At 68.1% G+C, this 13,379-nt stretch carries 15 protein-coding genes; 10 read left to right on the plus strand and 5 right to left on the minus strand.

The features are described from left to right. The 6 genes from ACQKDV_RS14100 to ACQKDV_RS14125 all read left to right on the plus strand — a co-directional run. Positions 1–609, plus strand: a 609-nt coding sequence (locus tag ACQKDV_RS14100) for a TonB-dependent receptor domain-containing protein (RefSeq protein ID WP_427784463.1), incomplete at its 5' end; no start/stop codon positions are given. A gap of 400 nt (positions 610–1,009) precedes the next feature. Beyond that, positions 1,010–1,648: a PepSY-associated TM helix domain-containing protein gene (locus ACQKDV_RS14105; protein WP_427784465.1), complete on the plus strand. Its 639-nt coding sequence runs from the start codon at positions 1,010–1,012 to the stop codon at positions 1,646–1,648. A gap of 29 nt (positions 1,649–1,677) precedes the next feature. Then, complete coding sequence (locus tag ACQKDV_RS14110) at positions 1,678–2,196, plus strand: DUF2271 domain-containing protein (protein WP_427784467.1); 519 nt, start codon at positions 1,678–1,680, stop codon at positions 2,194–2,196. Positions 2,197–2,313: 117 nt separating this feature from the next. After that, the gene (locus tag ACQKDV_RS14115) at positions 2,314–3,117 is read left to right on the plus strand and encodes a DUF4198 domain-containing protein (protein WP_427784468.1); all 804 of its coding nucleotides are present in this window, start codon (positions 2,314–2,316) and stop codon (positions 3,115–3,117) included. Between the two features lie 51 nt (positions 3,118–3,168). After that, positions 3,169–4,140: an FAD:protein FMN transferase gene (locus ACQKDV_RS14120; protein WP_427784470.1), complete on the plus strand. Its 972-nt coding sequence runs from the start codon at positions 3,169–3,171 to the stop codon at positions 4,138–4,140. Next, on the plus strand, positions 4,137–5,741 hold the full coding sequence (locus ACQKDV_RS14125; RefSeq protein ID WP_427784472.1) for a sulfite reductase subunit alpha: 1,605 nt from the start codon (positions 4,137–4,139) through the stop codon (positions 5,739–5,741). Before ACQKDV_RS14120 ends, ACQKDV_RS14125 begins: the two co-directional genes overlap by 4 nt. 171 nt (positions 5,742–5,912) lie before the next feature. On the opposite strand, the gene ACQKDV_RS14130 is transcribed toward ACQKDV_RS14125, so the two are convergent. The 4 genes from ACQKDV_RS14130 to ACQKDV_RS14145 form a co-directional block, all read right to left on the minus strand. Next, positions 5,913–6,518 carry a HutD/Ves family protein gene (locus tag ACQKDV_RS14130; protein ID WP_427784474.1) on the minus strand — a complete coding sequence of 202 codons (606 nt, stop codon included), beginning with the start codon at positions 6,516–6,518 and terminating at the stop codon, positions 5,913–5,915. Between the two features lie 34 nt (positions 6,519–6,552). Further along, the gene (locus ACQKDV_RS14135) at positions 6,553–7,278 is read right to left on the minus strand and encodes a murein L,D-transpeptidase catalytic domain family protein (protein WP_427784476.1); all 726 of its coding nucleotides are present in this window, start codon (positions 7,276–7,278) and stop codon (positions 6,553–6,555) included. A gap of 17 nt (positions 7,279–7,295) precedes the next feature. Continuing rightward, a complete protein-coding gene (locus ACQKDV_RS14140) occupies positions 7,296–8,363 on the minus strand; it encodes a L,D-transpeptidase (RefSeq protein WP_427784478.1) in 1,068 nt (355 codons plus the stop codon). A gap of 356 nt (positions 8,364–8,719) precedes the next feature. Beyond that, positions 8,720–9,142, minus strand: a complete 423-nt coding sequence (locus tag ACQKDV_RS14145) for a ComEA family DNA-binding protein (protein ID WP_427784480.1) — start codon at positions 9,140–9,142, stop codon at positions 8,720–8,722. Between the two features lie 106 nt (positions 9,143–9,248). Between ACQKDV_RS14145 and ACQKDV_RS14150 the strand changes: the two genes are divergently transcribed. The 4 genes from ACQKDV_RS14150 to murU all read left to right on the plus strand — a co-directional run bounded on the left by ACQKDV_RS14150 (position 9,249) and on the right by murU (position 12,874). Then, positions 9,249–10,742, plus strand: coding sequence for a M20 family metallopeptidase (locus tag ACQKDV_RS14150; protein ID WP_427784481.1), 1,494 nt, complete (start codon positions 9,249–9,251; stop codon positions 10,740–10,742). Positions 10,743–10,810: 68 nt separating this feature from the next. Then, complete coding sequence (locus ACQKDV_RS14155) at positions 10,811–11,080, plus strand: GlsB/YeaQ/YmgE family stress response membrane protein (protein WP_108764310.1); 270 nt, start codon at positions 10,811–10,813, stop codon at positions 11,078–11,080. Between the two features lie 58 nt (positions 11,081–11,138). Continuing rightward, positions 11,139–12,164: an aminoglycoside phosphotransferase family protein gene (locus tag ACQKDV_RS14160; protein ID WP_427784484.1), complete on the plus strand. Its 1,026-nt coding sequence runs from the start codon at positions 11,139–11,141 to the stop codon at positions 12,162–12,164. Further along, the gene (murU, locus tag ACQKDV_RS14165) at positions 12,164–12,874 is read left to right on the plus strand and encodes an N-acetylmuramate alpha-1-phosphate uridylyltransferase MurU (RefSeq protein WP_427784486.1); all 711 of its coding nucleotides are present in this window, start codon (positions 12,164–12,166) and stop codon (positions 12,872–12,874) included. Before ACQKDV_RS14160 ends, murU begins: the two co-directional genes overlap by 1 nt. A gap of 207 nt (positions 12,875–13,081) precedes the next feature. Here murU and ACQKDV_RS14170 read toward each other — a convergent pair. Next, positions 13,082–13,379, minus strand: a 298-nt coding sequence (locus ACQKDV_RS14170; RefSeq protein WP_427784488.1) for a transposase, incomplete at its 5' end; no start/stop codon positions are given.

The following is a 13,379-nucleotide window of genomic DNA, read 5'->3' on the forward strand; positions in this document are numbered from 1 at the left end:
GCCAGCGGCGGCACCTTCCCGAACTGCGAAGTGGCCCCGGCCGGCAGCGGCTACTGCGTGGACATCGGCCCGGGTTGGGCGGAACTGGGCTACAGCACCTTCACCCAGAGCGTCAACATCGACAAGGCTGAAACGCGTGGTGTGGAAATGGCCGCGCACGTGGACCTGCTGGACAATCTGCAGCTGCGTGGCAACTACACGTGGACGAAGAGCGAACAGACCAGCGGCGCGCAGAAGGGCCTGCCGATCACCGGTACCACCCCGGCCAGGCACATGGCCAATGCCAGCCTCAACTGGCAGGTCAGCGAGGCCATCAGCCTGTCGCTGATCGGCGAAGGCCGCTACGACCGCTACCGCGACACGATCGTCGATGCCAGCGGCGCCAGCCACAACCGCTACTACCAGGACTACACGATCTTCCACCTGGGCGGCAGCTGGGACGCCACCCCGTGGCTGACCGTCAATGCGCGCGTCAACAACCTGCTGGACAAGGACTTCGTCTCGCAGTCGTGCCTGCTGATCAGCCAGAGCGAGTTCAACTGCGTGGATGACTACGCGACCAAGGACCAGCGCCGCAGCTACTGGATCTCGTTGAACGCGAAGTTCTGACCACCGCGTACCGGTAGTGCCGGCCGCTGGCCGGCATTGCCTTGCTGCGGTGGGTGCCAGCCTTGGTCGGCACCGCTTCATCCACGCATGGCGTGGATCTGCTACACCGGTAGTGCCGGCCGCTGGCCGGCAGTGCCTTGCTGCGGTGGGTGCCAACTTTGGTCGGCACCGCTTCGTCCACGCATGGCGTGGATCTACTACACCGGTAGTGCCGGCCGCTGGCCGGCATTGCCTTGCTGCGGTGGGTGCCAACTTTGGTCGGCACCGCTTCATCCACGCATCGCGTGGATCTACCGCCCCGTGCCGCCCGAAGGCGGCATGGGATACATAACGATACCTAATTGCGAGCCATTCTCATTAGTGATGTAATGGGTGGTCTTCACCAGCCTCGAAAAACACCGTGAGCCGCCCAGCCTCTTCCACCGTGCAGCAGCAACAGAGCCGTGGCTTCTGGCTGCGGACGCTGCACCAGTGGCATTGGATCAGCTCGGCGGTGTGCCTGATCGGCATGCTGTTGTTCGCGGCCACCGGCCTGACCCTGAACCATGCGGCGAAGATCGAGGCCAAGCCGCAGGTGCAGAACCAGAAGCTGGAGCTGCCAGCCGAACTGCTGCGCCAGCTGGGTGACCGCGAAGACGGCAATGCGCCCATTCCGCTGCCCGCACGCCAATGGCTGGATGCGCAGCTGGGCATCGGCATCGGCGGCCGCCCGGCCGAATGGTCGGCGGACGAGATCTACCTGTCGCTGCCGCGTCCCGGCGGCGATGCGTGGCTGAGCATCGACCGCGAAAGCGGCGCGGTGGAATACGAATCGACCTCGCGCGGCGTAGTGTCCTACCTCAACGACCTGCACAAGGGCCGCAACGCGGGCCCGGCGTGGGGCTGGTTCCTGGACCTGTTCGCGGTGGCCTGCCTGGTGTTCTGCATCACCGGCCTGTTCCTGCTGCACCTGCATGCGCGGCAGCGCCGCATGACCTGGCCACTGGTTGGCCTGGGCCTGATGATCCCGCTGCTGATCGCCCTGCTGCTGATCCACTGATTTCCCACCGTTCCCTCCGGAGCCGCCCCATGCGCGTCACCCTCACCATCGCCCTCAGCGGCCTGCTGGCCTCCTCGCCCGCCTACGCCGCCACCCTCGACATCAACGTCGAAGTGCCCAAGCTCAACGTCGCCGAATACCACCGCCCGTATGTGGCAGTGTGGCTGGAAGGGGCCGACCAGAAGGTCGCCGCCAACCTGTCGGTCTGGTACCAGCAGACCAGCAACAGCGAAGGCCACGGCACCAAGTGGCTGCCCGACCTGCGCCAGTGGTGGCGCAAGAGCGGCCGCACCCTGCAGGTGCCGGTGGATGGCGTGACCGGCCCGACCCGCCCGGCCGGCAAGCACGCGCTGTCGTTCAACGACAAGCAGCCGGCGCTGAAGCAGCTGGCCCCGGGCAGCTACACCCTGGTTGTGGAAGCGGTGCGCGAAGTCGGCGGCCGCGAACTGCTGAAGATCCCCTTCACCTGGCCGGCCACCGCTGCGCAGAACGGCAAGGCGCAGGGCGCCACCGAACTGGGCCAGGTCACCCTCGCCGTCAAGCCGTAATCACCTGGCCGGGGTCGGCTCCCTTCCGCAGGAAGGGCACCCCCTACCGCCCTTCCCCGGGGTCAGAGCTCTTTCCGATGGAAAGGGATCCGCCCCCTTCCAACTGGAGTCTTCCGCATGAAGCGCACGCTCGTCCTAGCCGCCGCCCTGGCCGCTGCCCTTCCGTTCTCCGCCTTGGCCCACAAGGCCTGGCTGCTGCCCTCGCAGACCGTCATCGCCGGCAACGCGCCGTGGATCACCGTCGACGGTGCCGTGTCCAACGACCTGTTCTATTTCAACCACGTGCCGCTGCGCCTGGAATCGCTGGTCATCACCGCGCCGGACGGCAGCAGCGTGCAGCCGCAGAACGCAGCAACCGGCAAGTACCGCAGCGTGTTCGACCTCGAGCTGAAGCAGCAGGGCACCTACCGCATCGCTTCGGTCAACGACGGCCTGTTCGCCACCTACGAGCAGAACGGCGAGCGCAAGCGCTGGCGCGGCACCGCGGCCACCTTCGGCGAACTGCCCAAGGATGCGAAGAAGCTGGAAGTGAGCCAGTCGGTGGGCCGGGTGGAAACCTTCGTCACCAACGGCGCGCCGAACGCCACCGCCCTGAAGCCGACCAACCGCGGCATCGAACTGGTGGCCGTGGGCCATCCGAACGATCTGTTCGCCGGCGAGGAAGCCACCTTCCGCGTGCTGGTGGATGGCAAGCCGACGGCCGGCCTGGAATTCGAGATCGTGCGCGGCGCCACCCGCTACCGCAACGCGCAGGACGAGCTGAAGCTGACCAGCGACGCCAAGGGCGAGATCAAGGTGACCTGGCCGGAAGCCGGCATGTACTGGCTGGAAACCGGCACCGAAGACAACAAGACCTCGGTGAAGCAGGCCGCCAAGCGCCGCCTGAGCTACGTCGCCACGCTGGAAGTGCTGCCGCAGTAACGCAGACTGCGCTGCCGGGCCACTCCGGCAGCGCACCTGCAACGCCCCGCCATGACCGACTCCCTGCTCGACATCGCCCGCCTCGGCGGCACCACCATGGGCACCACCTGGAGTGTGACGCTGGTGGCGCCACGCCAGCGCGACCTGCACCCGCTGCACGCTGGCATCCAGGCCCGTCTGGACGAGGTGGTCGCACAGATGAGCACCTGGGACGCCGGTTCGGACCTGGGCCGCTACAACCGCGCCGGCGCCGGCCAATGGTGCCCGCTGCCCGCCGAAACCCGCCATGTGCTGGCTGCCGCGCAGGCGATTGCCGCCGCCAGCGATGGCGCGTTCGATCCAACCGTGGGCCCACTGGTCGCGCTGTGGGGCTTTGGCGCGCAGGCCGGCCCACGCCGCGTACCCGACGCGGCAACGCTGCAGGCCACCCGCGCCCGCTGTGGCTGGCAGCAGCTGCAGTGGCGCGATGACGCCCTGCTGCAACCCGGCGGTCTGGAACTCGATCTCTCCGCGATCGCCAAAGGCTTCGGCGTCGACCACGTGGCCGTCTGGCTGCGCGCGCAGGGCATCACCGCTGCGCTGATCGAAGTGGGTGGCGAGCTGGCCGGCTACGGCCGCAAGCCCGATGGGCAACCGTGGCGCGTGCTGGTGGAGTCGGCACCCGAAGAAGACGCACACACCCACACACCACCGCGCGTACTGGCGCTGGACGGCAAGGCCGTGGCCACCTCGGGCGACCGCTGGCACCAGTACCAGGCCGATGGCCAGGCCTACAGCCACAGCCTGGACCCGCGCAGCGGCATGCCGGTGCGCCAGGTGGCCGCCGCCGTGACCGTGGTCGCCGACGATGCAATGCACGCCGATGCCTGGGCCACCGCGCTGACCGTCCTCGGACGCGATCAGGGCCTGGCCCTGGCCGAACGCGAAGGCCTGGCCGCGCGCTACCTGGAACGCGCCGTCGACGGCCCGCACGAACATCTCAGCAGCGCCTTCCAGCGCCTGCTGGACGAGCAGGCCGCATGAGCCTGCAGCCGTCGCGTGCCGTCTTCGGCAACCTGGTCGTGATGGCGCTGCTGGCCGTGGCCGGCTACGCACTGCTGCGCCTGCACCTGGGCGAAACCTGGTGGCAGGGTGCCCCACCCGCGCGGCATTGGCAGGGTGCGCTGCTGGCAACGGCACTGTATGCGCTGGCCTGCGCGGCACTGTGGTGGCGTGGCCGCCCGCGCGATGACGCCACCCGCGGCGATGTCGCGCCGCTGCTGCTGGTGTGGTCCAGCCAGACCGGTTTCGCCCGCGAACTGGCCGACCGCAGTGCCGAAGCGCTGCGTACCGCCGGCCTGCCCGTGCGCGTGCGTGGCCTGCACGACGTCGACGCCCCACTGCTGGCGCAGAGCCAGCGTGCACTGTTCATCGCCAGCACCACTGGCGAAGGCGATGCGCCTGACCATGCCCTGCCCTTCCTGCGCCGGGTGATGAGTACTGCGCCCTCGCTGGGCCACCTGCAGTTCGGCGTGCTCGCGCTGGGCGACCGCAGCTATGGTCATTTCTGCGCCTTCGGCCACCAGCTCGATGACTGGCTGCGCCAGCACGGCGCGCATCCGATGTTCGATGCGATCGACGTCGACAACGCCGATCCGGCCGCGCTGCGTCACTGGCAGCAGCTGCTCGGGCAGATCGGTGGGGGTGCCAGCGAACTGCCCGACTGGAGCCCGGCCGAATACCAGCCGTGGCTGCTGCTGCAGCGCGAACACCTCAACCCCGGCAGCCTCGGCGGGCCGGTGTACTGGCTGCGCCTGCAGCCACCGGCCGGCAGCGATGCGCAGTGGCAGGCCGGCGATATCGCCGAGATCGGTCCGCAGCATGCCGAAGACAGCACGCGCGCCTGGTTGCGCGGACGCGATTTCAATCCGGATCTGCCGCTGGACGATGGCCGCACCTTGTTGGCCCATGTCGTGCGCTCACACCTGCCCAGCCTGGTCGCGCCGGGCGACCTGCAAGGGCTGCTGGCCTCGCTGCAACCACTGCCACACCGCGAATACTCGATTGCCTCGGTGATGGCCGATGGCGCGGTGGAACTGCTGCTGCGCCGCCAGCTGCGCGCCGATGGCACGCCCGGCATCGGCAGTGGCTGGCTGTGCGACCACGCCGTGCTGCAGCAGCCGGTGCAGCTGCGCCTGCGCCGCAACCAGAACTTCCACGGCGTGGCGGCCGAGGTGCCGCTGCTGCTGGTCGGCAACGGCACCGGCATTGCCGGTCTGCGCGCGCACCTGCACGAGCGTGCCCGCAGCGGCGCACGCCGCACGTGGCTGCTGTTCGGCGAACGCTCGGCCGCGCACGATTTCCATTTCGGCGAGGAACTGCAGGCGATGTTGGCCGGCGGCACGCTGGCACGTCTGGATGCCGTGTTCAGCCGCGATGGCGGCGCACATCGCTACGTGCAGGACCGGCTGCTGGCCGAAGCGGCAACGCTGCGGCAGTGGGTGGCTGAAGGCGCAACGATCCTGGTCTGCGGCAGCCTGCAGGGCATGGCCCCGGCGGTGGATGCGGTGATCGAGCAGGTGCTGGGTGTGGAGGGGAAGGAAGCGCTGCTGCTGGCCGGTCGCTACCGGCGCGACGTTTACTAGTAGATCCACGCCATGCGTGGATGGGGGCGCCATGACGCCGGGCATGGCCCGGCGCTACCCGGCGTTGGTCACCCGTATCGCCAACAACTCCCCGCCGCCCTGCAAGGCATGCCGTTGCCTTATCCACGCCATGCGTGGATGACGCTCCATGACACCGGGCATGGCCCTGCGCTACCCGGCGGTCGTCACCCGTATCGCCAGCAACTCACCGCCGCCCTGCAAGGCATGCCGTTGCCGTTCACCAGCCCCCAGCCACGCAGTATCCCCGGCCTGCATCGGTGGCAGCCCGCTGTCCGCGCCAAATTCCGCATGCCCTGCCAGCAGGTACAGCGCCCAGGCCACGCCCGGTTCGCAGAAGAAGAACATCGACCCCACCAGCGGCCGGTGCAGCAGCTCGGCCTGCAACAGCCCGCGCTTCCACATCAGGTTGAAATCGTGGGTGGTGCCATCCACCAGCTCTCCGTCCAATGCTGCTTCGCCGGCGAAGCGCACGCGCCCGTGCGGCGGCAGCACCTCGGCCACGCGGCCATCGGCGAAACGCAGGCGCAGGCCATTGCCCTGCAGCAGCACCAGCTCGCGCTCCATGCCGGGGAACGCCGAGAACGCGGCATCCTGTTCGATCTCGGCCACCGACAGGCGCAGTGCCCAGTCATCGCCGCGCGCCGGCAGGCGCAGGATCTCGCGGGTCCAGCCCAGGCCATTGCGCCAACGTTCGCGGCGGTAGTCCAGGCTGGAAATCACCTGGCTCGGGGTGCGCAGCAGAGAATCCATGTCCATGCGCGCATTGCATCATGCCGCGCACGTTCGCGCATCACCGCGTGGCAACGCTGCCCGTTTCACCGCACTGCGGCGCCAGCAGCTTCGAATGCTGCAGCCATTGCGGGTCGGGATAGTAGGCGAACACCAGGGTGCCGCCGCGCAGCGAATCGATCAGCGGCCGCGACACCGACAGGCGCACCGCCGGGCAGCCGAGGCTGCGTCCGAGCCGGCCCTGCAGACGGGCCATGGTCGGGTTCACATAGGGCGCACCGTGGATGACGATGGCACGGTCACGCGCCTTGTCATTGAAGCCCGGCTCCAGCCCGTCCAGCCGCAACGAATAGCCGTTGCCGCCCATGTAGGTTTCCTGCGCGGTGAACGCCCCGATGCTGGACATGAAGCTGCCATCACGGTTGGAGAAGTGCTCGGTACGGTTGCCGCCACTGTTGCGCCCATGCGCCACCCATTCCTCGAACAGCAACCGCTGCCGGGCCAGATCAAACACCCACAGCCGCTGTTCGGTGGAGGGCCGCGAGTAATCGATCACGCCCAACCGCTCGGCCTTGATGCCCAGTTCCGGCCGCTGCAGGGCACAGCGCAGCGCCGTGGCGGCCAGCTTCAGCACGTGGCGGTCGGCATTGGGCGCCGTGCGCGCCAGCAGCGCGGTCAGGTCGTCGGTGCTGGCGGTGGCCGGCGGTGGCGCCGCCACCGCGCTGCCAGCGGCAAGAAGCGCGAGCAGACCACAGGCGGCCGGCCAGCGCGTACGTGGAGCAATCATGGGCACACAGTGTTCACTCAGGACTTCTTCGAGGTGGGCGTGGCCGGTTCCGATTCCAAGACCGGCTGCAATCCTGATTCAGCCGCGCTTGGGCGCACCGCCGGCAACGACGTCACCAGCAAGGTCGTGCCCGGTACCAGCACCTGGTACAGCTGGCGGGCGAAATCGGCCGGCAGCGCCATCGGCAGTGATGGCGTGGCCAGCAGGTCCGGGGTCGCCTGCGCCCGGTCCTGGCCCAGCAGCGGGTAGGCCGTCCACTTGTGCAGGCGCTGCTGCGCATCCAACGGGCTGGGCGTCTCACTGAAGCCCTGCCCCATCACGAACAACGTGGTGCCTTGGAACGCCGGCAGCGCGTCGGCCCGCAGCGGTGATTCGCCGATCATCACGCCATCGCGCAGCACGTACAGGCGCTGGTCGTGCAGGCTGACCAGGATGCCGACCTGGCCGCTGGGCGCGACCGCGTCATCCCACCACGCCTTGGCCGGGCTGGCGCCTTCGGTTTCCGGCAGGGCCTGGCCGCGCGCATTCACCGGTGCCAGCACCGCCGGGTAGGCCAGGGTCATCGGGGCGCTCTTGGCGTCGGCCACCACCACCGTGTCGCCGCGCTGGGTTTCGCTGAACAGCTTCTGCGCGAAGGCCTGCGGCAGACGCACGCAACCATGCGAGGCCGGGTGACCGGGCAGGCTGCCACCGTGCAGGGCGATGCCGTCCCAGGTCAGCCGCTGCATGTAGGGCATGGGCGCGCTGTTGTAGAGGTTGGACTTGTGGTCCTTGTCCTTCTGCAGGATGGTGAACACCCCGGTCGGCGTTTCATGGCCGGCCTTGCCCGAGCTGATCGTGCTCAGGCCGATGGCGATGCCGTTGCGGTACACGTAGGCGCGCTGCTCATCCAGGCTGACCACCAGCACGATCGGGCCGGCCGGCGACACTTCCGGGTGCCACAGGTATTCACCGGGCTTGAGATCGGTCGGGCCGCGCACGTCGGCGCTGGCAGTGGTGCTTTTGGCGGCAGGGGGCGCGGCCTGGGCCAGCAGCGGCAGTGCCAAGGCAAGTGCAAGCATCAGGGGAAGACGGGGCAGGCGCATCCAGCAGGTTCCAATCCGTGGGGAGCCCTCAACCTACACCATTGGCGGTGCATGCCTCGACCACACCGTGTGCCCATGCCGGAAAGAGAAATGCCCGGCGACACAGCCATGTGTCGTACCGGGCACTCGTTACGTCCTTGTCGGTCTGCTGCCGCCCCCTCGCATCCTGCGCTGTGGGGGCGGCGTTGCATCCTGCACGCGACCGCGTTCGTCCTGTTTGTATCTCAGCCCCTTCCACAGGTCTGTGATGCCACCCTCCTGGTGAGTGGTGCCGCATCCCTGCGACGGTCGGTGGACCCGGCCTTCCTGTCCGTGTCCGGTGAACCAGCCTCCTGCCGGTCCCGACGATCCTGCTGTCAACGCCTGGGTACGGAGCGCACCGGTACCGATCCGGGTACCGGATCCGCTGGCAACATCCCGCTGCCGACGGTGATCCGCTGTCGATTCCGTTCGACGATCGCTTTCCCTATCCCTTTCACCTGCGTCAGGTCCTCGACGCGATGAAACGGGCCGTGTCTGCGCCGGTGCTCGACGATTGCCGCAGCCTTGACGGCCCCGACCATCGTCAATCCCTGCTGCAGCGCCTGGGCATCAGCCCGGTTGATGTCGACCGGCCCGGCGGCTTGCGCCCCCACCATCCACATCCCCAGCACCAACGCCCTGAACACGACTGACCAAGGCACGACGTGTATCTCCTTGTGGTTCTGGCCGCCCCGACCGGCAATCCCGTCGGCCGAAACAGTGTCCGTCACCACATGTGCACAGCGTATCGGTTTCATCGTTTTCTAGAAGCCAGCCAAATACCCGACGTGCTGTAGGAAAAACCCTACCCCCCGCGCAAGCGTAGAATGGCGGCATCACACGCCCATGCAACCGGAGTTTCAGATGGACAGCGCCAAGCTCGGCCAATTCGTCAATGACAAGTGGGACAGCGAGATCGTCCCGCAGTTGGTCGACTACATCCGCATCCCCAACAAGTCGCCGATGTTCGACGCCAACTGGGTGCAGAACGGCTACATGGAACAGGCGGTCACCCTGATGGAAACCTGGGCCAAGGCCCAGCAGCTGCCCGGCCTGAAGGTCGAGGTGGTCCGTCTGGAAGGCCGCACCCCGCTGATTTTCCTGGAAATTCCGGCCACCGGCGCCGAAACCGGCGACGACACCATCCTGCTCTACGGGCACCTGGACAAGCAGCCGGAAATGACCGGCTGGGACGACGACCTCGGCCCGTGGACTCCGGTCCTGCGCGGCGACAAGCTGTATGGCCGCGGCGGCGCTGATGACGGTTACGCCATCTTCGGCTCGCTGGCCGCCGTCCTGGCCCTGCAGGCCCAGGGCCTGCCGCACGCCCGCTGCGTGGTCCTGATCGAAGCCTGTGAAGAGTCCGGCAGCTATGACCTGCCGGCTTACGTCGACCATCTGGCCGACCGTATCGGCAAGCCGTCGCTGGTAGTCTGCCTGGATTCGGGCTGCGCCAACTACGACCAGCTGTGGTGCACCACCTCGCTGCGCGGCCTGACCGGCGGCAACTTCACCGTCAAGGTGCTCAACGAAGGCGTGCATTCCGGCGATGCCTCCGGCGTGATCCCGTCCAGCTTCCGCCTGCTGCGCCAGATCCTGTCGCGCATCGAGGACCAGGACACCGGCCGCATCCTGATCGACGGCATGAACGTCGAGATTCCGGCCGAGCGCCAGGAACAGGCCAAACGCGCCGCCGAAGTGGTCGATACCGATATCTTCGAGAAGTTCCCGATGGTCGACGGCCTGCGCCCGATGAACGAGGACCTGACCGAGCTGGTGCTCAACCGCACCTGGCGCCCGGCGCTGTCGGTCACCGGCGTGGGCGGCATGCCGCCGCTGGAATCGGCCGGCAACGTGCTGCGCCCGCAGACCTCGGTGAAGCTGTCGCTGCGCCTGCCGCCCACCGCCGACGGCAAGACCTGCGGTGAGCTGCTGAAGGAAGCGCTGCTGCGCGATCCGCCGAACGGCGCGCAGGTCACCCTGGATCTGGAAAAGGCCTCCACCGGCTGGAATGCCCCGGCCATGGCGCCGTGGCTGACCCAGGCCATCGATGATGCCAGCCAGGCCTTCTTCGGCAAGCCGGCGATGTACATGGGCGAAGGCGGCTCGATCCCGTTCATGGGCATGCTGGGTGAGAAGTTCCCGGGCGCCCAGTTCATGATCACCGGCGTGCTCGGCCCGCACTCCAACGCACACGGCCCGAACGAGTTCCTGCACATCCCGATGGGCAAGAAGGTCACCGCCTGCGTGTCCAAGGTCATCAGCGAGCACTACGCCGCCAGCCTGCGTGGCGAGACCAGCGGTTCGCCTGTGGCTGCCGACAGCGGCACCCGCCATGGCGATCACGGCTGCTGCTGATCGCGCACCCGTGACGGACGCAGCCTGGCCTTGCTAGGCTGCGTCCACCCCAAGCGGAACATATGCACATGAATGGTCTGTTCGGCAGCAGCAGCTGGCTCTACATCCTGCTGGTCGGCTTCTTCGTCGGCCTGCTCGGGCGCTTCTTCATGCCCGGCAACAACCGCATGGGCTGCCTGCTGACCATCGTGCTGGGTATCGTCGGCGCACTGGTGGCCGGCTGGTTCGGCCAGTACATGGGCTGGTATGCCCCCGGCGAACCGGCCGGTTTCCTCGGCGCGGTGGTCGGCGCGGTGGCCGTGCTGGCGCTGATGCGGCTGTTCACCCCACGCCGCTGACCTCGCCCCTCTTCTTTTCTCTGAGCTTGGCGCGCCGGTCGCGCCCGGAACTGCCTGCATGACCGAGCCTGCTTCCGATCCCCAGCGCAGCGCGCAGCGCCTGCAGTGGGCCCGCACCCAGCTGGACGATGCCAACGCGGTGGTCGAACGCGCCTCGGTCGACGCCGGCCTGCGCAGCTACTGGCGTACCACCAGCAGCGGCGGCAGCCACATCGTGATGGATGCCCCGCCCGGCCTGGAAGATGCGCGACCGTGGCTGCGCATGCGCGGCCTGCTGCACGACCACGGCCTGCGCGTGCCCGGCTTGCTTGCGCAGGATCTCGATGCCGGCTTCCTGCTGCTGGAAGACCTGGGCGGCCCGACCCTGGCCAAGGTGCTGGACGAGCGCAATGCCGATGCCTGGTTCGCACGTTCCATCGACCAGCTGCTGCGACTGCAGGCGATCCCGGTGCCCGAGGATTTCGGCCAGTTCGGCCTGGCCCTGCTGCAGCGTGACGCCGGCCTGTTCGACGAATGGTTCCTGCAGCGCCACCTCGGCATCACCCTGGACGGCGCCGAGGCCGAAAGCCTGCAGCAGGTGCAGCACCTGCTCATGGACAACGCGCTGGGCCAGGCCCAACTGATGACCCATCGCGACTACATGCCGCGCAACCTGATGCCGGTGGACGATGGCCCGGCCATCCTCGATTTCCAGGACCTGGTCCGTGGCCCCATCGCCTACGACGCGGTGAGCCTGTTCAAGGACGCGTTCCTGAGCTGGCCACTGCCGCGCGTGGACGCCTGGCTGGCGCAGTACCACCAGCGCGCGCTCGACGCCGCCCTGCCGGTGCCCGACCGCGCGACCTTCCTGCGCGATGCCGACTGGATGGGCATCCAGCGCCACCTGAAGTGCCTGGGCATCTTCAGCCGCCTGCGTTACCGCGACAACAAGGGCCACTACCTGGACGACGTGCCGCGCTTCATCGGCTACCTGGACGAAGTGCTGCCGCGGTATCCCGAGCTGGCCGCGTTGCAGGAACTTCTGGACGACCGCATCAAGCCCGCGCTGGCCGAGCTGGCCGCCCCCATGCGCGTGGTGCGCTGATGAAAGCGCTGATCTTCGCCGCCGGTCTGGGCGAGCGCATGCGCCCGCTGACCCTGCACACGCCCAAGCCACTGCTGGCCGTGGCCGGCAAGCCACTGATCGTGTGGCACCTGGAGCGGCTGGCGGCGCGGGGCGTGCGCGAGGTGGTGGTCAACACTGCGTGGCTGGCCGAGCAGTTCCCGGCCACGCTGGGCGACGGCAGCCAATGGGGCCTGCAGCTGCATTTCGTGCATGAAGGCGGGACGCCGCTGGAAACCGGCGGCGGCATCCTCAACGCGCTGCCGCAGCTGGGGGATGCGCCCTTCCTGGTGGTCAACGGCGATATCTGGACCGACTTCGATTTCGCCAGCCTCCCCGCCGAACCGCAGGGCCAGGCGCATCTGGTGCTGGTGGACAACCCGGCGCAACATCCCGAGGGCGATTACCGCCTGGATGCACATGGCCTGCTGCACCACGACCGCGCCGGGCCGTGCCTGACCTACGCCGGCATCGGCGTGTACCGGCCGTCGATCGTAGCGGACTGGCGCGCGGTGATCGGCGATACGCCGGGCAGCGAGCGGGTCCCGCCGAAGTTCTCGGTGGTGCCGCTGCAGAAGCATTTCATGGCGCAGGGGTTGATGACCGGGCAGCACCATCGCGGGCGCTGGACTGACGTCGGGACTGTGGATCGGCTGCGGGCGCTGGATGCCGAGTTGGCCGCGAACGGCTGAGCCCCTCGTTGCTGATGCCTGGTCGTTAGAGTCGAACTTGCTCGACTGCAAAGCCGTGCTTGGCCGGGCGGGATGGGTACGCGGGGGACGCCGTGAATCCATCCCTGTAGCAACTGTGTTGTTGGAGGGGTTCAGGCCGCTCCGGTAGACGGGCACGGTAGTGCCGGCCGCTGGCCGGCAGCCTGTGGACATACGCGCAAGCTGGCTTCAGGCGGGGATCGGTCCGCTTTCAGCGTCGCGCACGCGGGCGTTGAGAATCACCAGCATCTTCCGCATCACCGCCACGATGGCCACTTTGCCTTCCTTGCCACGGGCCCGCAGGGACTGATGGAAGTCGCGCAATCGAGGCTTATGGCGCATGGCCGACATCGCCGCCATAGAGAGCACCTGGCGGATTTCTGCTCTACCGCCCTTGATGCTTCGCTTTCCTCGCATCGTGCCGCTGTCGTAGGACATCGGGGCCACCCCGACCAGGCTGGCAATGCGCTTGCCACTGATCCTGCCC

The sequence above is a fragment of the Stenotrophomonas sp. NPDC077659 genome (assembly GCF_050268705.1).
In the GTDB taxonomy this organism is placed as follows: Bacteria; Pseudomonadota; Gammaproteobacteria; order Xanthomonadales; family Xanthomonadaceae; genus Stenotrophomonas.

Coding starts and splice junctions, on each gene's coding strand:
- ACQKDV_RS14110 (WP_427784467.1), top strand. CDS start 1,678: ATGCGCGTCACCCTCACCATCGCCCTCAGCGGCCTGCTGGCCTCCTCG.
- ACQKDV_RS14115 (WP_427784468.1), top strand. CDS start 2,314: ATGAAGCGCACGCTCGTCCTAGCCGCCGCCCTGGCCGCTGCCCTTCCG.
- ACQKDV_RS14120 (WP_427784470.1), top strand. CDS start 3,169: ATGACCGACTCCCTGCTCGACATCGCCCGCCTCGGCGGCACCACCATG.
- ACQKDV_RS14125 (WP_427784472.1), top strand. CDS start 4,137: ATGAGCCTGCAGCCGTCGCGTGCCGTCTTCGGCAACCTGGTCGTGATG.
- ACQKDV_RS14130 (WP_427784474.1), bottom strand. CDS start 6,518: ATGGACATGGATTCTCTGCTGCGCACCCCGAGCCAGGTGATTTCCAGC.
- ACQKDV_RS14135 (WP_427784476.1), bottom strand. CDS start 7,278: ATGATTGCTCCACGTACGCGCTGGCCGGCCGCCTGTGGTCTGCTCGCG.
- ACQKDV_RS14140 (WP_427784478.1), bottom strand. CDS start 8,363: ATGCGCCTGCCCCGTCTTCCCCTGATGCTTGCACTTGCCTTGGCACTG.
- ACQKDV_RS14145 (WP_427784480.1), bottom strand. CDS start 9,142: ATGAAACCGATACGCTGTGCACATGTGGTGACGGACACTGTTTCGGCC.
- ACQKDV_RS14150 (WP_427784481.1), top strand. CDS start 9,249: ATGGACAGCGCCAAGCTCGGCCAATTCGTCAATGACAAGTGGGACAGC.
- ACQKDV_RS14155 (WP_108764310.1), top strand. CDS start 10,811: ATGAATGGTCTGTTCGGCAGCAGCAGCTGGCTCTACATCCTGCTGGTC.
- ACQKDV_RS14160 (WP_427784484.1), top strand. CDS start 11,139: ATGACCGAGCCTGCTTCCGATCCCCAGCGCAGCGCGCAGCGCCTGCAG.
- murU (WP_427784486.1), top strand. CDS start 12,164: ATGAAAGCGCTGATCTTCGCCGCCGGTCTGGGCGAGCGCATGCGCCCG.